At 62.6% G+C, this 24,942-nt stretch carries 23 protein-coding genes and 1 pseudogene; 7 read left to right on the top strand and 17 right to left on the bottom strand.

Features of this window, described 5'->3' with window-relative positions:
* The first annotated feature begins 187 nt into the window (after positions 1-187).
* A complete protein-coding gene (locus tag NY78_RS16900) occupies positions 188-1,663 on the top strand; it encodes a hypothetical protein (RefSeq protein ID WP_043638453.1) in 1,476 nt (491 codons plus the stop codon).
* A 133-nt stretch (positions 1,664-1,796) separates the two neighbouring features.
* The gene (locus NY78_RS16895) at positions 1,797-3,716 is read left to right on the top strand and encodes a DUF927 domain-containing protein (protein WP_043638451.1); all 1,920 of its coding nucleotides are present in this window, start codon (positions 1,797-1,799) and stop codon (positions 3,714-3,716) included.
* A gap of 702 nt (positions 3,717-4,418) precedes the next feature.
* Here NY78_RS16895 and NY78_RS25900 read toward each other — a convergent pair.
* Positions 4,419-4,688: a helix-turn-helix domain-containing protein gene (locus NY78_RS25900; RefSeq protein WP_156180973.1), complete on the bottom strand. Its 270-nt coding sequence runs from the start codon at positions 4,686-4,688 to the stop codon at positions 4,419-4,421.
* 32 nt (positions 4,689-4,720) lie between these two features.
* On the opposite strand from NY78_RS25900, the pseudogene NY78_RS16890 reads away from it, so the two are divergent.
* Positions 4,721-5,221, top strand: a pseudogene (locus NY78_RS16890) (ATP-binding protein); the annotation flags it as partial.
* Here the strand turns inward: NY78_RS16890 and NY78_RS16885 are convergent.
* Positions 5,218-7,794, bottom strand: a complete 2,577-nt coding sequence (locus NY78_RS16885; protein WP_043638444.1) for a GAF domain-containing hybrid sensor histidine kinase/response regulator — start codon at positions 7,792-7,794, stop codon at positions 5,218-5,220. The pseudogene NY78_RS16890 and the gene NY78_RS16885 sit on opposite strands and share 4 nt — an antisense overlap.
* Positions 7,795-7,993: 199 nt before the next feature.
* Here NY78_RS16885 and NY78_RS25290 point away from each other — a divergent pair, with 199 nt between their 5' ends.
* Positions 7,994-8,143 carry a hypothetical protein gene (locus tag NY78_RS25290; RefSeq protein ID WP_197084268.1) on the top strand — a complete coding sequence of 50 codons (150 nt, stop codon included), beginning with the start codon at positions 7,994-7,996 and terminating at the stop codon, positions 8,141-8,143.
* A gap of 179 nt (positions 8,144-8,322) precedes the next feature.
* Here NY78_RS25290 and rfbA read toward each other — a convergent pair whose 3' ends face one another.
* On the bottom strand, positions 8,323-9,192 hold the full coding sequence (gene rfbA, locus NY78_RS16880; RefSeq protein WP_043638442.1) for a glucose-1-phosphate thymidylyltransferase RfbA: 870 nt from the start codon (positions 9,190-9,192) through the stop codon (positions 8,323-8,325).
* A gap of 99 nt (positions 9,193-9,291) precedes the next feature.
* On the opposite strand from rfbA, the gene NY78_RS16875 reads away from it, so the two are divergent.
* From NY78_RS16875 to NY78_RS16865, 3 genes are all read left to right on the top strand, one after another.
* A complete protein-coding gene (locus NY78_RS16875; protein WP_043638438.1) occupies positions 9,292-10,083 on the top strand; it encodes a MogA/MoaB family molybdenum cofactor biosynthesis protein in 792 nt (263 codons plus the stop codon).
* A gap of 205 nt (positions 10,084-10,288) precedes the next feature.
* Positions 10,289-10,762, top strand: a complete 474-nt coding sequence (locus NY78_RS16870) for a hypothetical protein (protein WP_043638436.1) — start codon at positions 10,289-10,291, stop codon at positions 10,760-10,762.
* Between the two features lie 93 nt (positions 10,763-10,855).
* The gene (locus tag NY78_RS16865; RefSeq protein WP_043638435.1) at positions 10,856-11,164 is read left to right on the top strand and encodes a hypothetical protein; all 309 of its coding nucleotides are present in this window, start codon (positions 10,856-10,858) and stop codon (positions 11,162-11,164) included.
* 153 nt (positions 11,165-11,317) lie between these two features.
* Here NY78_RS16865 and NY78_RS16860 read toward each other — a convergent pair whose 3' ends face one another.
* The 14 genes from NY78_RS16860 to NY78_RS16795 form a co-directional block, all read right to left on the bottom strand.
* Complete coding sequence (locus tag NY78_RS16860) at positions 11,318-11,785, bottom strand: hypothetical protein (protein ID WP_043638433.1); 468 nt, start codon at positions 11,783-11,785, stop codon at positions 11,318-11,320.
* A gap of 19 nt (positions 11,786-11,804) precedes the next feature.
* Positions 11,805-12,146 carry a DsrE family protein gene (locus NY78_RS16855; protein WP_043638430.1) on the bottom strand — a complete coding sequence of 114 codons (342 nt, stop codon included), beginning with the start codon at positions 12,144-12,146 and terminating at the stop codon, positions 11,805-11,807.
* Positions 12,147-12,299: 153 nt separating this feature from the next.
* The gene (locus NY78_RS16850; protein WP_043638429.1) at positions 12,300-13,088 is read right to left on the bottom strand and encodes an OmpA/MotB family protein; all 789 of its coding nucleotides are present in this window, start codon (positions 13,086-13,088) and stop codon (positions 12,300-12,302) included.
* A complete protein-coding gene (motA, locus tag NY78_RS16845) occupies positions 13,075-13,929 on the bottom strand; it encodes a flagellar motor stator protein MotA (RefSeq protein ID WP_043638427.1) in 855 nt (284 codons plus the stop codon). Before motA ends, NY78_RS16850 begins: the two co-directional genes overlap by 14 nt.
* Before the next feature lie 174 nt (positions 13,930-14,103).
* Positions 14,104-16,620 (bottom strand): preprotein translocase subunit SecA, encoded by a 2,517-nt coding sequence (secA, locus tag NY78_RS16840; RefSeq protein WP_043638425.1) that lies wholly within the window; start codon positions 16,618-16,620, stop codon positions 14,104-14,106.
* A 72-nt stretch (positions 16,621-16,692) separates the two neighbouring features.
* Positions 16,693-17,880 carry a (Fe-S)-binding protein gene (locus NY78_RS16835; protein WP_043638423.1) on the bottom strand — a complete coding sequence of 396 codons (1,188 nt, stop codon included), beginning with the start codon at positions 17,878-17,880 and terminating at the stop codon, positions 16,693-16,695.
* A 1-nt stretch (position 17,881) separates the two neighbouring features.
* The gene (locus tag NY78_RS16830; RefSeq protein ID WP_043638421.1) at positions 17,882-19,270 is read right to left on the bottom strand and encodes an FAD-binding oxidoreductase; all 1,389 of its coding nucleotides are present in this window, start codon (positions 19,268-19,270) and stop codon (positions 17,882-17,884) included.
* 4 nt (positions 19,271-19,274) lie between these two features.
* On the bottom strand, positions 19,275-19,778 hold the full coding sequence (locus tag NY78_RS16825) for a hypothetical protein (RefSeq protein WP_043638418.1): 504 nt from the start codon (positions 19,776-19,778) through the stop codon (positions 19,275-19,277).
* Positions 19,779-19,841: 63 nt separating this feature from the next.
* The gene (gene smpB, locus NY78_RS16820; protein ID WP_043638415.1) at positions 19,842-20,306 is read right to left on the bottom strand and encodes an SsrA-binding protein SmpB; all 465 of its coding nucleotides are present in this window, start codon (positions 20,304-20,306) and stop codon (positions 19,842-19,844) included.
* A 114-nt stretch (positions 20,307-20,420) separates the two neighbouring features.
* Positions 20,421-22,202, bottom strand: a complete 1,782-nt coding sequence (gene ptsP, locus NY78_RS16815) for a phosphoenolpyruvate--protein phosphotransferase (protein WP_043638413.1) — start codon at positions 22,200-22,202, stop codon at positions 20,421-20,423.
* A gap of 72 nt (positions 22,203-22,274) precedes the next feature.
* On the bottom strand, positions 22,275-22,598 hold the full coding sequence (locus NY78_RS16810) for an HPr family phosphocarrier protein (RefSeq protein ID WP_043638503.1): 324 nt from the start codon (positions 22,596-22,598) through the stop codon (positions 22,275-22,277).
* Between the two features lie 55 nt (positions 22,599-22,653).
* The gene (locus NY78_RS16805) at positions 22,654-23,388 is read right to left on the bottom strand and encodes a PTS system mannose/fructose/sorbose family transporter subunit IID (protein ID WP_231584027.1); all 735 of its coding nucleotides are present in this window, start codon (positions 23,386-23,388) and stop codon (positions 22,654-22,656) included.
* An 80-nt stretch (positions 23,389-23,468) separates the two neighbouring features.
* Positions 23,469-24,164, bottom strand: a complete 696-nt coding sequence (locus NY78_RS16800; RefSeq protein ID WP_043638409.1) for a TIGR04282 family arsenosugar biosynthesis glycosyltransferase — start codon at positions 24,162-24,164, stop codon at positions 23,469-23,471.
* On the bottom strand, positions 24,161-24,922 hold the full coding sequence (locus NY78_RS16795) for a TIGR04283 family arsenosugar biosynthesis glycosyltransferase (RefSeq protein ID WP_047960253.1): 762 nt from the start codon (positions 24,920-24,922) through the stop codon (positions 24,161-24,163). Before NY78_RS16795 ends, NY78_RS16800 begins: the two co-directional genes overlap by 4 nt.
* Between the last annotated feature and the right edge of the window lie 20 nt (positions 24,923-24,942).

The following is a 24,942-nucleotide window of genomic DNA, read 5'->3' as shown; positions in this document are numbered from 1 at the left end:
GCTAGGCGGGATGGGGTCCTCAATGGGGATCAACGAAAACTAGCCCACGGATCCTTTGAAAAAATTACTGCAAAACAAGATACATACGACTATCGCGGGCCTACGCCGAAACCATTTTGCCATTTGCAAGCCTTTTGGCCCGTGGTAAGGCCCCTCGATCAAACATGTCGCCAGGAGGAATTCACTTATGCCTGCAGACGCACAGTCCACCTCGGATTTGAACCTGGGTTTCGCGCGCTTTTCCTTCTCCAAAGACCGTTCAATGACAGCAGCGATTCTCCTTGGTTCTGACCGAGTCCCCGCCCATGGCGTCACCGACACAGAGGTTGGGAGAATTTCACACGCAAACACTATGGAACTCATGGCGAAGTTCCCATTTGAAATCTGCTCCAAGCTCATCTCCATTATGGGCAAAGACTTGGTTGCGGAGGCTATCTTTAAAGACAAAGAAAATAATATTGATAACTTCTACGACTATTGCACCCTTCAGCTACAGAAAGTTTTGTTTTTGCTTAACCCGTCTGCTTTTCCTGTTCGCAATTCAGCTCCTGCGGAATTCCTTCTCCTTATTAGCGAATATATTATTCTTCTGAACCAACTGTGCGGCACATTCGAATCAAATCCAGACAACTACTTTGAAATTCCATCACAAGAGACCATCATTGAAGAAATCAAGCAAATTAAAACACAGTCATACGACATGGTCTTCGCCTACGAATTTATTCGTTTTGTCTGTTTTTATTATACGATCTTTATTGACCTAGAAGAACATGAAGTGGATGGCGTCAATGTCATCAAAGCCAAGGACAAGGATGTTCTCTCTGATTTTCTTGGCAACATCTTCATTGGAAGAGACAGAGCATCATACAATATTGTTCCCGCAAGCGCCGAAGACTCTGGCTACACGACCGTAATCAATTTCATCAACACAGGTTCTATCAATATTCTGGCCAAATTTTCATGTGATTCTCAGGAATTGATAAAGCTCAAGACTGTTCAGGCTCTCATGATTCTTGAAGAAAAGATCAAAGCAAAATGTTCCAAAATTCTATACCACTGGAATAGATTTATCATTGAACCACGAGAACTGCAGCCTGCAGGTGTATTGAGGCTCACTGCTTGGTGGGAATCGATATTGTCAGATACCATTTTCACCGAACAACTCTGTAAATTTAATGCGCTAGTAGGCCGGCTAAGCGTGATAGGGATCGAGACCCACTCCGACAAGTTTCAAGAACTTGGACAGCAAACCGTCGATATCTACAAAGAATACAATACAATTATTGAAGAAAAACTCCCAATGAGAATGGATACAATCCTCCCCAAAGCAGAAGAAGAGGCCGCTTTGCTCTACAACGTCATGATTGGGAAAATTCGCCCTGAATTTGACTCACGACGTTATTCAGCTCAAAAGCTTTCCACATGCAGTCAAGACAGAAGAAAGCGGATGCGTGATTATTATAATGCAAATTCAGAACATTTTGTTAAGATTTCTCTACAGCACATAGACATGCTTACTTTGGAATATTTAAAGCTTGACCGCGAATTGCACAAAGACTTCTTGTCACAAGTCGCTAACGACTACGGGTATAGCCGTGTTTCGAAGAAATCCATTGGACGGTGGATTGCCAACTACAAAAAGAAAAAACGGTCCAACCATTAACCATTTTCGAGATCAAGCCCCCCCCAAAAAGGATCCACCAGGGCCTAAAATCGGGGCCTCCTCGCCTCCCACTCCTGGGCTACAGTGGGGTCATTGGAAGCAATGATCCCACTGCAAACAACAGGAGATTGACATGCTTAATCCGCACGGCAACTTTAACTTTGGCATTATTGAAGGGTGTATCTCGCAGGTTCACGGGGATGACGACAACAACGACAAGCTTTGTAACTTTTCTTCCGTGATTGTTGAAGAAAGGACTGTCACCGACGGCATCAATTCCAAGATTTATTTCCTTATCGAAGCGGCCCTTTGCGACGGTTCTCCCCTCCCGAGCATTTGTGTTCCGTCCGACAAGTTCGACTCTCTGCGCTGGATCAGTGAGTACGGTTCGCTCGCCATGGTCTATCCCATCAAGCAGGTGAAGCACCTCCTGCCCCTGGCGATTCGCGTGATCAGCGGAGTGGTGCCGAAAAAGACGGTCGTGAGCCACACGGGCTGGACTGAATCCACCCACGGTCTCGGACACACCTACCTGACGAATGGCTCCGCGATTGGCACCGACATGGACGCCGCCGCCTACGAAGTCTCCATTGAAGATCCTCGCTTGAGCAAGATCTCCATTAACCCGGCCGATGACCACGAAGCACTTGTCCAGTCTGTCCAGTCCTGCCTGGCTCTTGCCCAGATGAACCCGAGCAAAGTCATTCTCCCCCTCCTGGGGGCGACCTACCTGGCCCCGCTCCAGGGCATGGTGCCTCTTGATCTCTCTGTGTTTCTTTACGGCGCGACCGGGTCCTTCAAGTCCCAGCTGACCATGCTTTGCCAGAGCCACTATGGACGGGAGTTCCACGATAACCTGCCCGGCAACTGGACCTCCACCGAGAACGCCCTCGAAATCATGGCCTTTGTTGCCAAGGATGCGCTTTTCGTCATCGACGACTTTGCCTACCTGCGCAACGAAAAGTCCTCTTTTGGTTACAAGGACTTGGAGAAAAAGGCGGAGCGTATTTTCCGTGGACAGGGGAATACCGCCGGTCGTCAACGGATGTTTCAAAACGCGTTGGCCCGGAGCTTTTTTTCCCGTGCCATGATTATGACCAGCGGCGAAACGTTGCCGAGGGGTGACAGCCTTCTTGCTCGTCTTTTCGTCGTCCAGCTCAACAAGGGGGATATTGATTCCAACGAACTCACCGAGATGCAGCAGTATGCCAAGGACGGCATTTTTGAAAATGCTATGGCTGGTTACATCAAGTGGCTTGCTACTAATTACGACAGTCTTAAGGATTTCATCCCTGCTCAATTCGAGAAGATGCGTGAGCAGTTCGGCGAACTTCGCGCTATCCATTCCAGGACTCCTGACAATACTGCGAAGCTTTTTATTGGTCTTGGGATGTTCATGTATTACGCAAAGAGCATCAGCGCTATTACTGATGCCGAGGCATCGATGTTTATGGACCATGCGAAGGCTGTCTTCCTTGAACTCGGATACAACCAGAATCAGGTTTTCTACTTTGATGATGCTGTTGACTTCTTCTTCGATCAGGTTATCGAAGCCATGACCGACGGAGCGGGCCACTTTAACTTCATTAACCCCAACGAATTCCATTCTTTTGAACGTAAGGGATTTATTGGCTGGTCTAACGTCAACGGTGAGTGGCAAAAAAATGGATTTTGCATGGGCTGGATCAATGGCAATAACCTCTACCTGCTGCCCGCCACCAGCTACGAAATCGCTCACAACAAAACTAAGTCCAAGGGATTTAACCTTGAAACCAAGGGTCGCCTTTGGAAGCGCCTCCATGAACGCGGGATTGTCCTGAGCAGTGATCCTGACCGCATTGGTACCCGCAAGTTCGTGAATGGTATCCACCACCGCGTTCTTCATTTGGATTTCAGTGAATGCTTTAAGGACACCTTCCGTCGTCGCGGGGAGGGTGCCGAGAATGGACAGGAAAACAATATTGCTCCTGAAATGCTGCCTCATGGGAACGAGGACGGCTGGGATTCTCATGTCGGTTCGACCGGAACTGACGACTTTTACACCGACATTTAGCCCTGCTGGACCATTCAAAAGACGACAGCCCCTGCGCCATAACGGCCAGGGGCTGTTTGGCTTTCAAGAGCCTCCCGAGTGCTGACTGCCACGAGAAATGCACCGCGCCCTGGCGTATCGAAGGTCTGGCCATTTTCCGCGTGTACGCCAAGCACAGGGCAGTTTCCACCTCAGACGGCCTAGCGCCCTATTTGCAAATAAAAACTCCCTGTGTGCCTTTCTGCGCAGAATACGAGATGGGTTAAGGTTGGCCAACAAAATGCCACCTAACCCGAATAGTGCTGTTCGCCTTGCCCATGCCTATGCCCCCCCGGCCGTGCTGGATTAGGGCACTCTCGGGAAAATGGGCAAATGGTCACCGGGGGGGCACATTGGCTATGACTGGGTAGGGCGACGACAGAGGACCCATTCGACGCAATTAACGGGGCCAATTCGGGCCGGATTTTTACACTAAGATGTCCTTAACTATCAAAGAAGGACATCACTTTGGAAAAGAAAAAATCGAGACACAACTGGGATGTAGTTTTCAATTTTGTCCCCTTCGAGTCGCAAGAGCAGAGAGACTTGCATTACAATATCTTTGTTAAATCCATTTTTTGTCTAAAGAATTGCGATAGTACAAAAACTGAGTCTACCGAAGAAGCTAAAGCTGCTTAGGAGTTTCGCAATACTATTGATGAGTTAAGACGGCTGCCGGTTCGATTAGTTACCAGAGATTCTATCCCACCCCACCCCTGCCGTACCTTTTTTTAGGAACTGTTCAATCTTCCGCAAGTTTCCCCTCTTTGGCTTGACTCCGCGTATTTCCCAGTTGAGGATACTGCTCTCGTCAACGGACAGAGCTTCGGCCAAGTCAGTTATTTGAAGGCCGAGGTCCATCCGTTTTTTTCGGATTTCCTCTCCAAGAAAGCGGGGCGCTGCGGGGTATCCTTTGCAGAAGATTGTCTTGGGAAATTCAAAGTGTAAAGTCATATAACTATTCAATAATGCTGAATAAATTGAGTTTGAAATCTGTACCGAACCCTTGCCCCTGCGGCTACCTGGGCGACGAGCGCCACGCCTGCACCTGCGGCGACGCCGAGGTGCGGCGTTACCGGGCGCGCCTGTCCGGGCCGCTTCTCGACCGCATCGATTTGCAGGTGGAGGTGCCGGCCGTGCCGTACAAGGACCTCAAGGCCGAGGCCTCGCCGGTCACCTCGGCCGTCATGCGGGAGCGGGTGTTGGTCGCCCGGGAGGTGCAGGCGGCGCGCTATGCCGGGATGCCGATCACGGTCAACGGCCGGCTGTCCGGGCGCTCGTTGTCCACCCATTGCCGGCTTTCGGCCGAGGGCCATGCCTTTTTGGAGGGTGCTGTGCGGCGTCTTGGCCTGTCGGCCCGGTCGCACACGCGGATTTTGCGCATCGCCCGCACCATCGCCGATCTCGACGCCGCCGCCGACCTGCGGGTGGAGCATCTGGCCGAGGCGGTCAATCTGCGCAGCCTGGACCGGCAGCGGTTGGCCTAACCCGCCGGCTTGATCTCCACCACCTTGGCCACGGCGCGCAGCAGCTGGTCCATGTCGCAGGGCTTGGTCACGAACTCGTCCATGCCGGCGTTTAAAAAGCGTTGGCGGTCGCCTTCCAGGGCGTAGGCCGTCAGGGCCACCACCGGCAGGCGGCGGTTGGTGCCGGGCACCTCGCCGTTTCGGATGTGGGCCACGGCGGTCAGCCCGTCCATCACCGGCATCTGGACGTCCATAATCACCACGTCCACCCGCTCCATGGACAGGCGGCGCAAGGCATCCTCGCCATTGCCGGCCTCGATGACGTCGTGGCCGAGCTTGCGCAGCCCCCGGGCCAGGGCCAGACGGTTGATGGCCTCGTCTTCCACCACCATGATCCGAAGCGGCGGCAGGGGGATCATCTCGGCCTCTCCTGAGGGGGGCGCGTCGAGTTCCGCGACCACCGGCCACATGGGCACGGTCAGATAAAACGTGCTGCCATAAGCCGGCTGGCTCTCCACCCAGATGCTGCCGCCAAGCAGCTCGGCCAGCCGGCGGGCAATGGACAGCCCCATGCCCGTGCCGCCGTAGCGCTTGGTCAGGTAGTCCTCGCCCAGGGCAAAACTCTCGAAGATGGCGGCCAGTTTGTCGGCTGCGATGCCGATGCCGGTGTCGGTCACGCTGAAAACGAGGCTCACGCCGCTGAAATCGGCGGCGACGAAGACCCGGCGCGTCCCCCCGGACTGGGTCGGCTCATACCGGCGCACCTGCACCGAGATGCCCCCGGCCGGGGTGAAACGGATGGCGTTGTCGATGAGATTGGAGAGAATCTGGCGCAGCCGGAAGGGATCGCCCAAGAGCTTATCGGGCAGGGTGGCGTCGACATTGAGATCAAAGGTCAGCCCGGCCAGCCCGGCCCGTATCGAAAACGAGCTGCGAAGCGAGTCAAGCAGCCGGCGCAGGCCGAATTCCCGCAGCATGGGCGAGAGGGAGCCGGATTCGACATTGGCCAATTCCAGCAGATTGTCCACGATCTCCACCAGCCGGTCGGTGGCGTCGCGCACGGTCTGCCAGTATTCCGTTTCGCCGACGGCCTTGCCCTCAAGCACGGCCAGCTGGGCCATGCCCAGGATGCCGTTTATGGGCGTGCGGAGTTCATGGCTGATATTGGCCAAAAACTGGGTTTTGGCTTCGCTGGCCGCCTCGGCCCGGCGTCTGGCCGAGATCAGTTCTTCCTCGACCTGCCGCCGGGTCACCGCCATCTCGAACAGCACGGACAGCCGGCCCACGGCCCGGATATCCCGGTCGGCATAGGGGGCGGCGGCATCGGCCAGCAAAATGAGGCCCCGTGGCTCCTCGCCGGTTGGCCGCAACGGCAGGGCCAGAAACCGGGACACCCGTTCCAGGCCGGGCTGGGCCGGACCAAAACCTTCCAGCGTGGTCGGTCGGTCGACACGGAGCGGGACGCCTTCGTTTAAGGTGGCCGCAAAGGGACCGCCGAACCGGCCGCCGTCATCCTGGAAGAGGTCGCACTCCTCAGGCCGCAGGGGCCGGATCGTGCCGTCGGCCTGGGTCACGGCCAGCCAGTCCAGGCGGCCGGTCGGTCGGACGACGATGCCGACGGCGCCCAAAGGACTGCCCGTCAGCCACAGGGCGTGCTGGAGAACGTGGCTGGCCAGGGCGCGCAGGTCCTGGCCGCCGGCCGCCAGTTCCAGGGCGGTGCGCGACATGGCCGCACCGGTCCGAAGGGCCTGACGCAACAGTTTCGAGGTGCGCTCGCGGCCAAGCCCGAGCCGCATAAATTCCAGCCCGTACGAGACGTCGTCGGCCATCTGGGTGAGCAGCCCGACTTCCTCGTCACTGAAATCCCGCTGCGCCGTTTCGTAAATGGTGATGGCCCCGGCCGGGCGACCGGCCACCCGCAGCGGCAACGACAAGGCGCTGTGATAGCGGTCGAGCCCGGCCGGGCGGTTCGGCCAATCCTTGAAAAACGGTTCGTCCTGCATGTTGGCCATAATGACCAGACGCGCCTCCCGGACGGCCGTGCCGGTGGGGCCGTGTCCCCGGGGGGACGCATCCCAGTGGGCGTCCAAGGTGTCGAGCCAGGCGCTGTCCTGGCCGGCCCGGGCCGCCACCCGCAGCCGTTTTTCCGGTCCCGGCTCGATTATACCTACCCAGACCAGACTGTAGCCGGACTGCTCCACCAGAATTTGGCCGATGCGGCTGAAAAGGCCTTCGCGGTCCGTGGCCCGAATCAGTTCATGATTGATGGAGCTTAAGGCCACAAGCGCCCGGTGGGTCCGGTCCAGATCGGCCCTGGCCCGGAGGATCTCGGCGCCCTGGCCCGAAAGATTGCAGCGAAGCCGGCGCTCGCGGTCCACGAGCAGCCCGACCAGCCCTCCGGGCAGGAGCACGCAGACGGCCACGGTCAGATAAAAGATGTTGAGCCGCCAGGGCTCCCAGACCAGCCACAGATGCATCCGGTACCAGTCCGCAGCGGTCAGCAGGCCCAGGGCCAGGACAAGTGATGTGGCACAGCCGGCCGCAAGGGCTGGGAAAAAGCCCCGGACGGGCGGCTGGTCTAGGGGCTTTGCCACGGAACACCTCTCCAGTCCATTTTCTAACCCGACTTTCGCAAAAACGGAAGAGTCTTTCGCTCCGTCGTAGGGCAGGCCGACAGGCTGCCCAGGCGCGTTCCCGGACAAATCGCAGGGAGAGGTTGACGGAAAGACTGCCCCCGGTGTATCTTCCTCGTCACCAATTTCACGATCCACCTGATCCGAAGGAGTAGCGGCTATGAGCATGGTTTCGGAACTCATCACGAATATGGGCCATTCCACCGAGCAGGGCTTCTTCGGGGTTACGGCTATTTACATCTACATGGCCATCATTGTCGCCACGGCCATCGTCCGTATCCGCCAGTTCCTCAAAGAAGACCACCACTAGGCCACGGCCGGCGCTCCCCGCCGGATCGTTCCGATTGCAAGCCGCCTCCGGGCGGCTTTTTTTTGTTCGACGGACGGCGACGTCTTCCCGGGGCTGTACTCCTCCCCGGGCTTCGGCTCACGACCCAAAAAAAGGCGGGGAGACCGCTCCCCGCCCGAAAATCAACAAGCCGCACCAGCCTAGGCCTCGCGGATCATCTCCATCAGATACTGGCCGTAATCGTTTTTGAGCATGTCCTTGGCCAGATGCTCCACCTGCCCGGCATCAATATAGCCCATGCGGTAGGCGATCTCCTCGATGCAGGCCACCAGCACGCCCTGGCGTTCCTGGATGGCCTGGACAAAGCTCGAGGCATGGAGCAGCGACTCATGGGTGCCGGTATCAAGCCAGGCATAGCCGCGCCCGAGAAACTCCACCTTGAGCTTGCCGCGTTGCAGATACACGTTGTTGAGATCCGTGATCTCAAGCTCGCCCCGGGGCGAAGGGGTCAGCCCCTCGGCCACCGACACCACGTCGTTGTCGTAGAAATACAGTCCAGTCACCGCAAACTTGGACTTGGGATGCTCCGGCTTTTCCTCGATGCTGATGACGTTTTTTTCCGCGTCAAACTCGACCACGCCATACCGCTTGGGATCGCGCACCTTGTAGCCGAACACCACGCCGCCGTCCGTCAGCCGGGCGCTTCGCTGCAAGACCGTGGCCAGCCCCTGGCCGTAAAAGATGTTGTCGCCAAGCACCAGACAGACCGAATCCTTGCCGATAAATTCCTTGCCCAGCAAAAACGCCTGGGCCAATCCCTCGGGCTTGGGCTGCACCTTGTACGTGAACGTCACGCCAAGGCTCTTGCCGTCGCCAAGCATCTCCTGAAAACGAGGCAGGTCGGTCGGCGTCGAAATGATTAAAATATCCCGGATGCCGGCCAGCATCAGCACGGACAGCGGGTAATAGATCATGGGCTTGTCATAGATGGGCAAAAGCTGTTTGCTCACCACCCGCGTGATGGGATAGAGCCGCGTACCGGAACCGCCGGCCAAGATGATGCCTTTCATCCGTTCTCCTCACTTGATAAGCCGTCCATGCCGGACGTATCGTTGCCACGCTTTTGACCCAACCACCAAAAAACCGCAAGGCCCGCAAAGGATGCCGCCATGGGACTTTCCCTGTCTACCGCAGCCAGCCTGACCCTCGCCGCCAACCAACGGCTTCATATTCTTGAAACCGACGCACCCGACTATGCCGTGCGCCTGGTTGCCGCCGGACGCCTGCCCCGGCTGGCCGTCGGGACGACGCTCACGCCCGAGGGGGGCAGCCCGGTCCTGCAACTCATCGGCGTCCACTCCCGCCCCGGCCAGGACGATGTCCCGGCCAGCCGCGTCCTTTGCGCCAAAGTCCTCACCCCGGGCAGCCTCCCGGCCGGCGAAACCCGTTTCAGCCCAAACCGCCAGGGCCTTGCCCTGGCCTGGATCACGTTAAGCGACAAAGGCAGCCAGGGCCTTCGCGTCGACGCCGCCGGCCCGGCCATTGCCGAAACCTGCGCCGCCTCCCTGACCATAAGCCTGGCCAAAGGCCATATCCTGCCCGACGAGCCGGCCCAACTCAAAGCGCTCCTCGTCGATCTGGCCCTGACCCAGGGTTTCGACCTCATCGTCACCACCGGCGGCACCGGCCTCTCGCCCCGCGACACCACCCCCGAAGCCACCCTGGCCGTCATCGAAAAACGCCTGCCCGGCTTCGAGACCGCCATGCTCATGGCCTCGCTGGCCAAAACCCGCCACGCCATGCTGTCGCGCGCCGTGGCCGGCACGCTTGGCCAGGCCATCATCGTCAACGTGCCCGGCTCCCCCAAGGCCGTGCGCGAAACCCTGGCCGCCCTCATGCCCGCCATCCCCCACGGCCTGGACAAATTGCGCGGCGACCCGGCCGACTGCGCCCAGGCGTAGGCGAAGGGGGAGGTGAAGAAGCAGGGGCGCAGCCCAGACCCTACTGGGGCGTTGCCCCAGGCCCCGCCAGGGCGTTGCCCTGGACCCGCCGGGCGGGATCATCCCTCCCGGACCCCCTGGATGGGCGCGCCTGGAGCGGACGGGGCAAGGGGTTGCCGCCGGCTTTCGGTTGCGGCAGGGTGGAGGGGAATCCAAGGAGGTGGGCATGGGATTTGCGCGGCGTTTTGCCGGACTGGTTGTGGTTCTTTGTCTCCTGACCGCTTCGGCCGCTCTGGGGCAGACGGCCAAGGACCCGTCGCGCGAGGCAATGTTGCAGACCATCGGCATGTTGGCCGGGCAGGGCTTGGTGCTTGGGCACGAAGCGTTGGCCGGGGTGGCGGCGCGCTATGAGAAGGGCCTGATCAGCCGGGAGCAGGCCGGGCAGGTCCTGGCCGACATGGGGCGGTATGCCGAACTGGTCATGGGCGTCTTCAAGGACCGGCTCATGGGGCGGCTTGGGCCGGAGGAGCGGCGCGATCTCGGGCTTTTGATCGGATTTTACGGGGTGGAGCGGGAGACGGTGGCCGCGCTGGCCGCCGTGGTGAGCGGCGAGGCCAAGAATCGGGCGGCGTTTGAGGCCTCCATGGAGCGGCTTTCCGGCATCATCCGCCAGATAAGCCTTGGCCAGGGCACTCCCTGACCCGTCCGTCTTGCCAAGGACCGGCGGAGTGTGCCACAAGGCAAATGCGGGGTTTGGCCATCCCTTCGGCCAGCCCCAAGCCAGGAGATGGTTATGAAAAAACTGCTCTGTCTCTGCCTGCTGGCCGGCTTTGTGCTGGCTGCCGTGGTCGTGGCGGGTGATGCCGAGGCGCGGCGGCCCTGTCCGCCGGGCTATTTCTGGGACGGCCCGCGTGGTTGCATGCCGGTGCCCTATGTCCCGGTTCCGGTCCCGCCGCCGGGCTATTACCCGTATCCCTATGCGCCGCCGCCGCCGCCGGTCTGCCCGCCGGGCACGTTCTGGCAGGCCGGGGCCTGTCGTCCGGCTCCGCGTCCGGCTCCGGGCATCCAATTGTACCTGCCGCCGATCTACATCGGACCCTAGGCCGCTTGCGGCGTCCCGGCCAGGGACGCCGGTCCTGGGCCTTGCCCGCAACGACGACCGCTGGTTGTCCGCCTGTATCGCGGACGGCCGGCGGTCGTTGCCGTTTGGCGGCCCTGGGCGGGGCGGGCGGGAACATCTGCCGGCCGGCCGGGGCTAGGATGCGTCGGCGGCGGGCGTGCGTTCGGCCAGCAGCAGGGTCAGGGGCCGCTGGTCGCAGCACAGCTTGTGGACCGGGGCCGGCGGCAAGGACGCGGCGGTCCCGGCCTGGGTCTGGTCCGGGCTGCCCGGACGGCCGGTCAGGGAGCAGCCCAGGCCAAAGGGCGGCAGGTAGTCGAGCATGGCCGGGTGCGTGGCCGGGACGGCCAGACCGGCCAGCCGGGCGCAAGCCGGGCAGGCCGTTGCGGCGGCGTCCAGATCGAGGATGAGCCAGAGGTCCGGATCGCGGGCCAGGGCGTCCAGAAGGGCGGCGGCCCGGGCCTTTTGGGCTTCGAAAAAATCCATGAAGGCCTCGAGCTGGCTTGCGCCGGCCCCGGCCTCTTCGGCCAGATTCCAGACGACCTGACCGCTCAATTTGCTAAAAAGCTTGTGCTTTTGAAGAAGCTCGGCGGGTGTTGGGGGCATGGTCCGGCGTGGCCTCGTCCTAGGGTTTGATGTAGGCAAAGCCCTGGCGTTGGAGGTTGACGAGTTCGAGGATGCCGGCGGGAACGATGCGGCAGGCCGGGCACAGCGATTCGGGTGCGATATTGAAATGGGTGAGCGCGTTGTTGCAGACCCGAAGCTCCAACCCCTGGCCGCACAGTGTGAGGAGCTTGGCGCAGTTGTCCGTATCCTTGACCATGAGCTTGATGGCCGGTCCGTTGACCAGCAGGACGAGGGTAAATTTTTCTTCCGGCAGGGCTTTGAAGACATTGCTGATGTTGCTAACGGCAATATCGAGTTCGGCCTGGCCCTGGTCGAGGTGGAACACAATGTCGTAGTGCATGGCTTCCCCTTGTTTCCCTTTTTCAGGGGCCGGCTGCTCCGGCGGCGCTGCGCCTCACCCCCCACCCCATTTGCAGGGGTCCGGGGGAATCATCCCCCCGCCGCCGGAGGCATCTTCCCCTCTTCTCATCTCTTCACTTCACGTCCCTCGCAACTACGGCCCGTCCTGGGAGCGTTCGCCCGGGCGCATGTCCGGGCTGGTGTAGAAGAATTCGATGCGCCGGTTGCGGGCCTTGTTTTCGGACGAGGTGGGCGGCACCAGCGGCTGGCTGTCGGCCAGTCCCACGGCCCGCAGGCGGGTGGTGGGGATGCCGGCCTTTTCCGACAGGTAGCGGGCGGCGGAAGCGGCCCGGGCCGCGGACAGTTCCCATTTGGACGGATAGGGGCCGGAGCCTTCCTCGTCGTCGGCGTGGCCGCGCACGGTGAGATTGATCTTGAAATCGCGCAGGATCTTGGCCACTCCGTCCAGGACCTTTCGGGCGGCCGGGGTCAGTTCCGCCGAGGCGGCTTTGAACATGACCGAACTGTTGACCTGCATGAGCACGCCCGAGGAGTCGTTGCTGACGCCGGAGTTGTTCTTGACGGCCTGATCCGAGGTGATGAGTTCCTTGATCAGAATGGCGATTTCGTACTTGAGCTTGTTTTCCTGGGAAAGCTTGAATTCCGGATTGCCCTTGATGGCGTCGGGGCTGATGAAGGTGGGCACTTTTTCCAGGTTCTGGACTTTTTCCTTGGACGGCACGTTCTTGTCCTGAAAGACCAGGGACAGCTCCGTTTTGGTCTGGGGTTTGAGCGACACCACCAGCCACAGGAGCAGGAAAAAGGCCATCATGGCCGTCACGAAGTCGGCGTAGGCCACCTTCCAGGAACCGCCGTGGTGTCCGCCGTGGCCCTCGTCGGACTCGCGGTAGATGACAACGGTCTTGCCGTCATTTTTTCCCACGAAGCGCCCCTTCCATGTCTTCCATGCTCGGCCGCACGTCGTCGGGGATGGCCCGGCGGCCCATTTCCACGGACAGTAGCGGCGAGAAACCGGAGTTGAAGGCGGCCAGCACTTCCTTGACCACGTGGAGCATGTGCTGCTGGGCCTTGGCCTGGTATTCCAGGTTGACGGCCATGGGACCGACAAAGCCGTAACTCATGAGGATGCCGAGGAAGGTGCCGACCAGGGCCGCGCCGATGCTGTGGCCGAGCACTTCCGGCGGCTCGTTGATCTTGCCCATGGTCAAAACGATGCCAAGCACCGCGGCCACGATGCCAAGGCCGGGCAGGGCGTCGGCAATCTTGGTCACGGCTCCCGGGGCGATCATGGCGTGGTGGTGCATGGTGGCAATGTCGGTGCGCATGAGGTCGTCGTAGCGGTGGGCGTCGATGCCTTCGGAGAGCAGGCACTTGATGTTGTCGCAGATGAAATAGGCCAGCTGTTTGTTTTTGGCGATGCCCGGGTAGCGGTTGATGGTGGCGGACTGTTCGGGCTTGGAGACATGCGGTTCCAGGGCCACGATGCCGTCGCGCCGGGCGATGTTGATCAGTTCGAAGAGGAGCGAGAGCAGGTCGGAATAGTCGCCGGCCGTTGGTTCCTTGCCGGTAAACACGTGCATGACGTGTTTGAAGGTGCCAAGGGCGATGGATTTGGGCGAGGAGATGAAAAAGGAGCCAAGGGCTGCGCCGCCGATGATGAGCAGTTCGATGGGCTGGAACAGCACGCCCATATGGCCGCCTTCGAGCAGGAAGCCGCCGAAGACGCAGGCGAGAACCACCACAATGCCGATAATCGCGAACATGGCCCACCAGTCGGGCGCGCCGTGGGCGGCCCGGGAAAAACCGGCCGACGCAAACGCGCCTCCCGGAGAGTGTCAGAAGAATACGCCTGCGGCGTTACCCTCCTGCTTTAGAAAAAACCGGCGCGTCGGGCAAGGGGCGAGACGCTTTTGGGCCTCGCCCCGGGACCGGTACGGCTATTTTGCGCCGTGGCACTTCTTGTATTTCTTGCCCGAGCCGCAGGGGCAGGGATCGTTGCGGCCGACCTTGGGGGCCTCGCGCCGCGTGGGTTCCTTTTTGGCCGGTTCGGCGTCGGCGTCCGGTCCGGAATACTGCACGTTGGCGGTATCGCTCTTGTGCTGGAACTCCTCTTCCTGCACCTCGGCCCGGATGCGCACCCGGGACATGGACCGGATGGCGGCGTCGCGCATGCTGTAGATGAGCTGCTGGAACAGTTCGAAGCCTTCGCGCTTGTATTCCTGCTTGGGGTCTTTCTGGCCATAGCCGCGCAGGCCAATGCCGTCGCGCAGGTGGTCCATGGACAGCAGATGTTCCTTCCAGTGGCGGTCCAGGCTGTCGAGGAGGAAGTAGCGGGCCACTTCCTTGTAGTGCGCCCCGGCCGTGTCGGACAGTTCGCGCTGGCGGCTCTTGGCGGATTCGAGGACCGTCTCTTTTTCCGTGAGATCGCCGCTTGTCAGTTCAATTTTCAGGTCGAGAATATCCTCGATCTGGGCGGCGGCGACGGCCAGCAGTTCGGGATCAGCTCCGGCCTTGGCGCCTTCCAGGGGGGCGAATATCTCGTCCACGATCTCGTCGATGCTGGCCATGACGAAGGCGTCCGGTTCGGTGGTGGCCATGAGTTCGCGGCGGCGCGAGTAGATGACCTCGCGCTGCTGGTTCATGACGTTGTCGTATTCCAGCAGCTGTTTGCGGATATCGAAGTTGTGGGCTTCCACGCGCTTCTGGGCGTTTTCAATGGCCCGCGACACCATGCGGTTTTCAATGGGCTCGCCGTCTTCCATGCCGAGCTTGTCCATGAGGCCTTTTAAGCGGTCGGAGCCGAAAAGACGCATGAGGTCGTCGTCCAGGGCCAGATAAAAGCGCGAGGAGCCGGGATCGCCCTGGCGACCCGAACGGCCGCGCAACTGGTTGTCGATGCGCCGGGATTCGTGGCGTTCGGTGCCGAGGATGTGCAGGCCGCCCAGCTCGACCACGCCGGGTCCGAGCACGATGTCGGTGCCGCGGCCGGCCATGTTGGTGGCGATGGTGACCTTGCCGGCGTGGCCGGCCAGGGCCACGATCTCGGCTTCTTTCTCGTGGTTCTTGGCGTTTAAGACGTCGTGGGGCACGCCGGTCTTTTTGAGCATTTCCGAGAGCATCTCGGATTTCTCGATGGAGACCGTGCCGACCAGCACCGGCTGGCCGAGCTTGTGCAGTTCCTTGACGTCGGCGGCAATGGCTTCAAACTTTTCCCGCTGGGTCTTGTAGACGAGGTCCGGGAAGTCCTTGCGCACCATGGGCTGGTTGGTGGGGATGGAGATGACTTCCAGGCCGTAGATTTCCCGGAATTCCACCGCCTCGGTGTCGGCTGTGCCGGTCATGCCGGACAGCTTTTTGTACATGCGGAAGTAGTTCTGGAAGGTGATGGTGGCCAGCGTCTGGTTCTCGGACTCGACCTTGACCAGTTCCTTGGCCTCCAGGGCCTGATGCAGGCCGTCGGAATAGCGCCGGCCGGGCATGAGCCGGCCGGTGAATTCATCGACGATGATGACTTCGCCGTCCTTGACCACGTAATCCACGTCGCGCTGGAAGATGTGGTGGGCTTTTAAGGCCTGGAGCACGTGGTGCTGGAGGGTGATGTTGGCGGCGTCGAAGAGGTTGTCGACCTTGAGGACGTCTTCCATGCGCATGACGCCTTCGTCGGTCAACAGCACGGTGCGGGCTTTTTCGTCCACCGTGAAATGGGTCTCGCGGTGGAGCATGGGAATAAGCGCGTTGACCCGGGCGTAGAGCACCGAGGAATCCTCGGCCTGGCCGGAAATGATCAGCGGCGTTCTGGCTTCGTCGATGAGGATGGAGTCCACTTCGTCGACGATGGCGAAGTTGAGCGGCCGCTGCACCAGCTGCTCCTGGTAAAACTTCATGTTGTCGCGCAGATAGTCGAAACCGAACTCGTTATTGGTGCCGTAGGTGATGTCCGCGCCGTAGGCCTGCTGGCGCTCCTCGTCGGTCAGGCCGTGCAGGATGACGCCGACGGTCAGTCCCAGGAAGGCATAGAGCTTGCCCATCCAGGCGGCGTCGCGGCGGGCCAGGTAATCGTTGACCGTGATCAGGTGCACGCCCTTGCCGGACAGGGCGTTTAAGACCACGGGCAGGGTGGCGACCAGGGTCTTGCCTTCGCCGGTCTTCATCTCGGCGATCTTGCCCTGGTGGAGGGTGACGCCGCCGATGAGCTGCACGTCGTAGTGGCGCATGCCCAGGGAGCGGACCGAGGCCTCGCGCACGATGGCGAAGACTTCGGGCAGGATGTCGTCCAGGGTGCGTCCGTCGCTCACTTCCTGGCGCAGCTCCACGATACGGGCGCGGATGGCCTCGTCGTCAAGGGCCTTGACCTGGGGCTCGAAGGCATTGATCGCCTCGACAATGGGGCGAAGGCCTTTCAAATAGCGGTCATTGCGTGACCCGAACACCGTCCGGGCAAGGGATTTCAACATACTCGGGACTCCTTATGGATGCGAGGCGGCGTTTGGCCGCCTCGAAAAGCTGTCGGGTGTGGGTCGGATGCGTCAGTCGATGCACTCCAGCCAGTGGCCGACGACGACGCCGTCCGGGGCGAGGCTTCGCAGCTGGGTGACGCAGCCGGAACAGCCGGTGACGATCTGTTCCCCGGGTTTGGGGGCATAGATGTCCAGGGCGTTTTGGGCCACGGCGTCGGAGAGGGCCGGCGCGGTGAGTTTGGTCAGGCCGCCGAAGCCGCAGCAGGGGGTCTCGTCTTCGTGAAAGACGAGACGTGCGCCCATGGCCCGGCGCAAAAAGTCCAGGTCCTGGTTGCCGCCGGCCCCGTGGCAGGGGCGGTGGTAGCGAACGGCGGCCGGGGCGGCCTCGGCCACGGCAAAGGTGGTGTCGCCCAAAAGTTCGGCCAGGGAGACGAGGTTGTCGCGCCACAGGCCGATTTCGTCCATGGCCAAGCCCAGGTCCTTTCGGGCGTAGGCCCGAAGCCCGCAGCGGCAGGTGGCGCAAAAGACGACCAGGAGCGGCCGGCCGGCCTTTCGCCAGGCCTCGATATTTTGCTGTTGCATGGCGGCCTGGGCCTCGGGCGCGCCGGAATGGCCCAGGGTGCAGCCGCAGCAGGTAAAGCCCGGATCGGGCAGGAGGTCGACGCCAAGGCCGGCCAGGAGACGCTTGGCCGCATCCTTCCAGCGCGGGTTGGCGTGCTCGGCCACGCAGCCGGCAAAAAGCACGGCTTTTTTGCCCAGATGGCGGATGTCGAAGGTCTTGGGCGCAAGCCAGGGCGTGGGGGCGTCGCCCGCCCCCATGGCGGCCAGGGAGTCGCGGGCCCGGGCCACGGCCTCGATGGGGACCGAGCCGGGAAGGAGGCGGGCGAGCGACCGGGCCAGGGGCCACATGAGCCCGGCCCGCTCGATCCACAGCTTCCAGAGAAAGCCGGCGAAGCCGGGATGGGAGGCGCGCAGCTCGGCCACCAGATCCGGGCCGCAAAGGCCCAGCGGACAGGCGTTTTCGCAGCGGCCGCAGGACAGGCACTGGGTGGTGAGGATCTCGGCGGCCGTAGCCGACAGCTCGGCCCGGCCCTCGGCCACGGCCCGGGCCAGGAAAAATTTGGCGCGCGGGGACAGTTCCTCGCGGCCGGTGGCGGCAAACAGCGGACAGGCCGACAGGCAGCGGCCGCACAGGATGCATTCCGGCCGGCGGCCCTGGCCGTGCAGACAGTGGACGGGGGTGAGTTCCGTGGACACGCTAGTAGGCCTTCTGGGGATTCATGATGCCGTGCGGGTCGAACGCGGCCTTGATCCGGGCCATGAGGTCGCGCTCCAGGGGGGAGAGCTGGCGGTCGATAAACGGCAGTTTGGCCAGCCCGACGCCGTGTTCCCCGGACAGGGTGCCGCGCAGGGTCAGGCACAGGCTAAGGATGCGTTCCCGGGCGGTCTGTGCCCGGTCCCTTTCATCCAAATTGGCGGCATCGTGCATGATATTGACGTGGAGGTTGCCGTCGCCGACGTGCCCGAAAAGCAGGATTTTTAGGCGCAGCTCATCAGCCACGGCGGCGATGCCGGCGGCGGCCGCCCGCAGTTGGCCCCGGGGCACGGTGACGTCGTCGCTGATCTTGTCCGGCGCGGCCTTAAACGAGGCTGGGTTGAGCAACCGGCGCAGTTCCCAGAGGGCCTCTTCGTCCGCCCGGGCGGCGGCCGGGCGGGTCCAGATCGGTCCGGCCGGGCTGGTGGCGGCTTCCAGCAACCGGAGATCGGCGGCCACGGCCGCAGGCGAGCCGTCCACCCGGATAAGGAGGACCGCGCCGGCCTCGGCCGGCCAGGGCACGTCGCTGATCGCGGCCACGGCGGCCATGGCTTCCCGAGCCATAAATTCCAGGGCGACCGGCAGGATGCCGGCCCGAAACACGTCGCCGGCGGCGGTCAGGGCCGCGTCCACATCGGCAAAGGCCAGGGCCAGGGTGGCGGTGGCGGCGGGCAGGGGCAAAAGCTTGAGGGTAAGCCTGGTCATCAGCCCGAGTGTGCCTTCGGAGCCGACAAAGAGGCGGGTGAGGTCGAGGCCGACCACGTTTTTGTGGGTGCGCCCGCCCAAATGAATCAGTTCGCCGCCCGGGAGCACGGCCTCAATGCCGAGGATATGGTCGCGGGTGACGCCGTATTTGACGGCCCGCATCCCGCCGGCGCAGGTGCCGGCGTTGCCGCCGACCGTGGAAAATTTCACGCTGGCCGGATCGGGCGCGTAGAAAAGCCGCTCCTTGGCCAGGGCGGCCTGGAGATCGCCGGTGACCACGCCGGGCTCGACCACGGCCACGAAGTCGTCGGCGTCGATTTCCAGGATGCGGTTTAAGCGCGCCGTGGAGACGACGATGCCGCCGGCTGTCGGCACGCAGTCGCCAACCGTGTTGGTGCCCCGGCCGCGCGGCAGGATGGGCAGACGGTTAGCCTGGGCAAAGGCCAGCAGTTCCTGGATCTGCTCCACGGTCGAGGGCCGCACCACGGCGCTTGGCATGGCGTGGCGGCGGGAGGCGTCGGCGCCGTAGACGAACATTTCCTCAGGCGAGGTGACGGCCGCATCGCCGGGGAAGGTTTTTTCCAGAAAGCGGCGGGTGTCGGCGGCGAGGAGGGGGGCGTGGGTCATGGGCTCAGTCTGCCTCGGCGGTCCAGGTCAGGGTGTCCACGGCCCCGGCCGCGTCAAAGGTGAAGGCCAGCTCATTGTAGCCGCTCATGTCGGAGTAGCGCCACTGGTTGTCTTCCACCTCTTCGGGCTGGCCAAGCACCGCAGCCAGGCGGTCTTTGGTCGTGCCCCGGCAGATCTTGCGGGCAAAGCAGACCGGGGCGGCCACGATGCGGATCTGGTGGAAAAACTGGCGCTGGCCTTCTTCCATGCTGTAGAGCGACACCACCATGCCGTCGTAGGTCAGGGTGATGATCTCGTAGGGTTTGTCGTCGTGGGGGCTGGTGAAGGGGACGGTCTGGCGTTCCTGGGGTGCGCCGAGGTTGCGAATGATGTCGGCCTCGGACGGACCGAACAGGGCGGCTGTCTCGTCGAGAAAAACCTCCACCCGTTCGTCGGACTCGGCAGCCCAGGCGGGACACGCGCCGCCCAGCGCCAACAGAAGAAGCAGTGTGATCGCGTAACGGCCCATACATGGTTCCTTGGTTGTGCCCATGGCCGCAAGCCGGCCGGGGCGGGCAGGGACAGGGCGTCCCTAATGCCGCGCCAGTTCCCGGGCCGCATCGCGGGCCAGATCCCGGGATTTGAGGTCGTCGCGGCGGTCGAACACTTTCTTGCCCCGGACCAGGGCGATTTCCATCTTGACCCGGCCGTTTTTGAAATAGGCCCGAAGCGGCACCACGGTCAGCCCCTTCTGTTCCACCTTGACCCGCAGTTCGTGGATTTCGCCGGCATGCAGCAACAGCTTGCGCGGCCGTTCCGGCACGTGCCCGAAGTCGCCGGCATTTTCATAGGGCGCGATATGCACGCCGATGAGAAAGGCCTCGTCCTCCTGGATCTTGACGTAGCCGTCCTTGAAACTGATGCGCCCGGCCCGAAGCGATTTGACCTCGGAGCCGACCAGGACCAGGCCGGCCTCGAATTTGTCGAGAATTTCGTAGAGGTGACGGGCCTTTTTATTGAGGGCAATGAGCTTTTCGCCCGATTCTTTCGCAGCCATGACATCCTTGTGTGGCGCTTTCGCGCCCGATACGCGCCCGATGGGCGTCATGGGCGCGCCCGCTCGGAGACCGTCGTTTGCAAGGCCCCTGATACGGCCCGGCAGCCCGGGCGGTCAATGGGCCGGATTTTCGTCCCGGTCAAGCAGGGAGGAATAAAACATCAGCTCGTCCGGGAATTGCCGGAAGATGGTTTCCTGGACCAGGGCGTTGGTCCGGGTCACGGACGGGCTTTCCAGGACCAATTTAAGCAGGTTTTTGCAATCGTCCATGGTGGCTTGGCGAATAATGCGCTTGATGCCGGGTATGGCCTGGGGCGTTAAGCTGATGCAATCGATCTGCATTCCCATGAGGATGGGCACGCAGAAGGGATCGGAGGCCATCTCGCCGCACAGGCTCACCTCGATGCCGGCCTGGTGGGCGGCGTCGACCACATGCTTGATGGAGCGCACCACCGCCGGGTGCAGGGGCTGGTACATGTGGGACACATAGCGGTTGGTCCGGTCAATGCCCAGGGAATATTGGATGAGGTCATTGGTGCCGATGCTGAAAAAATCGACTTCCCGGGCCAGCACCTCGGCGATCATGACGGCCGAGGGCAGCTCCATCATGATGCCGACCGGCAGCTCGGTATTGAAACGCAGGCCTTCCTGGCGCAGTTCGGCCCGGGATTCGTCCAACATGGCCTTGGCCTGGCGGATTTCGCGCAGCCCCGAGATCATGGGAAACATCACCGAAATATTGCCGGCCACCGAGGCCCGCAGGATGGCCCGCAGCTGGGTCTTGAAAATGTCGGGATGGTGCATGCACAGGCGGATGGCCCGCAGTCCCAGGGCCGGGTTGCGCTCATCGAGCGCCCCAAGCGTGCTCACGAACTTGTCGGCCCCGGCGTCAAGGGTGCGAAGGGTCACCCGGCGCGGCGACATGATCGTGGCAAGATCCAGGTATTCCTGGTAAAGTTCTTCCTCTGTGGGGAGCTTGACCCGGTTCATGTAGGAATATTCGGTGCGGTACAGGCCGATGCCCTCGCCGCCGTTGTTGACCACGGTTGCCACCTCGTCGAGCATCTCGATATTGGCTTTGACCTTGAGCCGGTAGCCGTCGATGGTTTCGCCGGGCAGATGGCAGCCGCGCATGATGCCGGCCTGGTAGGCCTCGAACTGGTATTTGAGGTCGGAGAGCCTGGCCAGTTCCTCCTCGGACGGCGACAGCACCACCACGCCGCGCAGCCCGTCCACGATCACCAGATCGCCGTCGCGCACTTTGCGCTCAAGCTCCGTCACCCCGACCACGGCCGGGATGCCGAGCGTCCGGGCCAGGATGCCGGTGTGGGAGGTCTTGCCGCCCTGGACCGTGACCAGGGCCATGATCTTGTCCGTCTGCAGGGAGGCGGTGTCGGCCGGGGAGACGTCGTGGGCCATGAGCACCACCCGGCTCTCGATGGCCCGGGTTTCGGCGGTCTGGCCGGCCAGCCGGGCCTGGACGCGGCCGGCGACCGTGCGCACGTCCTGGATGCGGTCGCGGAAATAGGGATCGTCCAGGGCCTCGAAGGCCTTTTCCAGATCGGCCACGGCCTTGTCCAAGGCCCATTCGGCGTTGATGCCCAGAGACTGGATGTAACGTTTGGCCACGCCCGAGAGTTTCGGGTCTTTTAAGATCATCAGATGGGAATCGATGATCAGCGTGTGTTCGCGCAGTTCCGCCGGGATGCGTTCCCGGGCCTGCTCGATTTCCAGGGCGAACTGGGCAAAGGCCCGTTCCAGACGGGCGATTTCCGGCCCGACCAAGGCTTCGGGCAGGGTCTGGCGGGGCAACGGTCCGGCCCCGGAGCGGTTGAGGAAAAAGGCCCGTCCGATGGTGATGCCGGCGGAGACGGGGATGCCTTTGAGGGTTGCCATGTCGGGCTGGTCCTTGGCGTACCGGCGGCGCGGAGCGGCGGTCGGGACGCGGGGGGTGTTGGGGTTGGCGATCTACCGAAAGTGGTTGCGAAACAGTTCGCCAAGATGGCGCAGGGCGGCCACGGCGTCGGGGCCATGGGCGCGCAGTTCCAGTTCGCTGCCGTGGCCGGCGGCCATGGTGAGGATATCCAGGATGCTTTTGGCGTCCACGTCGGCCTCGTCATGGCGCAGATGGACGTCGCAGGTGAATTTCTGGGCTTCCTGGGCCAGTCTGGCCGCCGGACGGGCGTGCAGACCCTGGTCGTTTAAGACACGGACCCGCAGGCTGTAGCCGTCGTTGTCGGCCAGGATATCGTCAGCGCCCGTGGTCGGGGCGATAAGGGATGGCTCGGTCATCATCCACCGTGTCGGCGGTTGTCCCGGCGCGAACGCCGGGCGGTTTTGCCGGCCGTCAGGCCGGCCACATGGAACGGACGAAAATCCAGCCCCCGGCCAGGGCCAGCAGGGCGACCTCCCGGGCCACGGACGGCCGGGTGGCGGCCCAGGCCGCCAGAATGCCGATCAGCGCCGCATCGGCCAGGGCGGTTCCGGACTCGGTCCGGGGGTGGGCCAGCATCCAAAACAGGGCCAACAGCACGGCATTGGCCATCTTGATGCGCCGGCCGAGGTTGACCAGATCCCAGCGTTTGAGTCGCCGAAGCACCTGAAACCCTTCGCGGTAGCCGGTGCGAAAGGTGACGGCCTTGAAGGCCTGGGCGGTCACAAACAGGACCGCCGCCGTCGTCAGCAGCAGGCCGTAGCGGCCGTTGGCCGCCAGACAGGCCGCCGAGATGCCCCACAGGCCCATGACGCTGGCGGAAAAAAACGTATCGCCTATGGCGGAGAGGGTGAATGCCGTTGTGGTCTTGACGTTGTCAAGCATTTCCGCCGGCGCAAGCCCCTGGGCTATTTTTTCCTCCAGCGAGAGGAAAAGCCCCACCAGAAGCGGCGTCCAGAAAAAATGCGTATTGTACAGTTTGAGATAGCGCTCGAAAACCGTGTTGCGAACGGCCGGATCGGGATAGAGCCGCACCAGTCCCGGCTCCATGGCATAGGCCAGCCCCACGTGCTGGAGGCCGCGGGTATTGAATGCAGCCCCCACGAGGTAGCAGCGCAAAAAGCAGGACACAAGGGTCCTGGCGCTCAATTCACCGCTTGGCGTCCCCAATGGCGCTCCCTGCTCTTTCGCCCGCTCTCTCGCGGCGTCGTGTTCTTTTCGCCGAAGTCTTAACGGTAGCCGGGGTTTTGGTCAAACATCGCGGCCGACCCTTGGGCCAGAAACCGGCCAAAGGGCGTGGCCTCCAGCCGTTCCCGCCAGGGCGGGCCGGCCAGGCGGGCCAGATCGGCCGGCGTGTCGCAGTCGGGCAAGGCGGGCAAAAGGCCCGTGGTGCGCCCGGCGGCGGCGAGGCGCGTCAGGGTCAGGGCGGCCACGGCCGGCGTGCTCCAGGGCATGTCGGCAAAAACGTCGGGCAAAAAACCGTCCCGGCGAAACCCGATCAGCCAGTAGCCGCCGTCGGCGGCCGGCCCGAGCACGGCCTGGCGCCTGGCCAGGATATGCGCCGCCTGGCGCAGGAGCGAGGGCGTAACCAGCGGCAGGTCGGAGCCGATCAGCACGGCCCGTTGCGCCCCGTCGGCCAAGGCCCGGGACAAGGCGTCGGCCATGCGTGCCCCGAGATCGCCCGGGGCCTGGGGCTGCCATTGCCGGGCCGGGCCGCACAGCGCGACGACGGCCTCGCGGGCGGTCTCCGGGGTATAGACGATGGTGGCCGGCAGGCCGCTGGCGTCAACGGCGGCAAGGACGTTGGCGACCATGGCCTGGTAGGCGCAAAGGGCGGCGGCGTCGCCGACGGCGGCAGCCAGCCGGGTTTTGACCCGGCCGGGCAGCGGGGCCTTGACCATGACCAGCAGGGCGTCTCCGCTCATGGCCGGCTCCCGGCCGTCGTGTCCGCTGCCCCGGGGCTGCCCGGACTTTCGGGCATGGCCGGATAATGCCGGGCCAGACGGTGGGGGGAGACGCCCAGGGAGAAAAAAAACAGCAGGGCCAGATTGCGCAGGCTGGTGGCCAGAATGCCCCCGGCCCGCCAGCGCCGGGCCGAGGTGGTGACGCACCGGGGCGAGACGGCCACCCGGCCGCCGGCCCGGCGCAGGGCGCGCACCAGTTCCACGTCCTCCATGATGGGGATGTCGGCAAAACCGCCCATGGCCTCGAACAGATCCCGGCGCAGAAACAGGGCCTGATCGCCGTAGGGCAGGGAAAAAAGCCGCGAGCGCCAGGTGGCTGCGGCGGCAATCAGGCGCAGCAGGACGTTGTCCGAGCGGATGGCCAGGGAAAAGGCCCCGAGTTCGGCCCGGCCCTCGAGCAGGGCGGCGGCGGCCTCAAAGGCTCCGGCCGGCAGGCGGGTGTCGGCGTGCAAAAAGAGCAGATATTCGCCCGAGGCCAGGGCTGCCCCGGCATTTTGCTGCCGGCCCCGGCCCGGGGGCGAGGTCAGGCCGGTGACGCCGGAGCGGGTCAGGGCGCGAAGCGTTGCTTGCCCCGGATCTCCGTCGACAATGATGATTTCGATGGGCAGGCCGTAGCCGGCAGTCCGGATATTGTCCACCAGGCCGTTGATGCGGCCGGATTCGCCAAGGACCGGGGCGATAACGGAAAAAAGCGGCTGGGGAGCGGACAACGGCGACATGACGGCCTCGTGCTGCGCGA

The organism is Desulfovibrio sp. TomC (assembly GCF_000801335.2).
Taxonomy (GTDB): Bacteria; Desulfobacterota; Desulfovibrionia; order Desulfovibrionales; family Desulfovibrionaceae; genus Solidesulfovibrio.
Note: the sequence above shows the minus strand (reverse complement) of the source record. Positions and strands in the feature narration are given on the sequence as shown.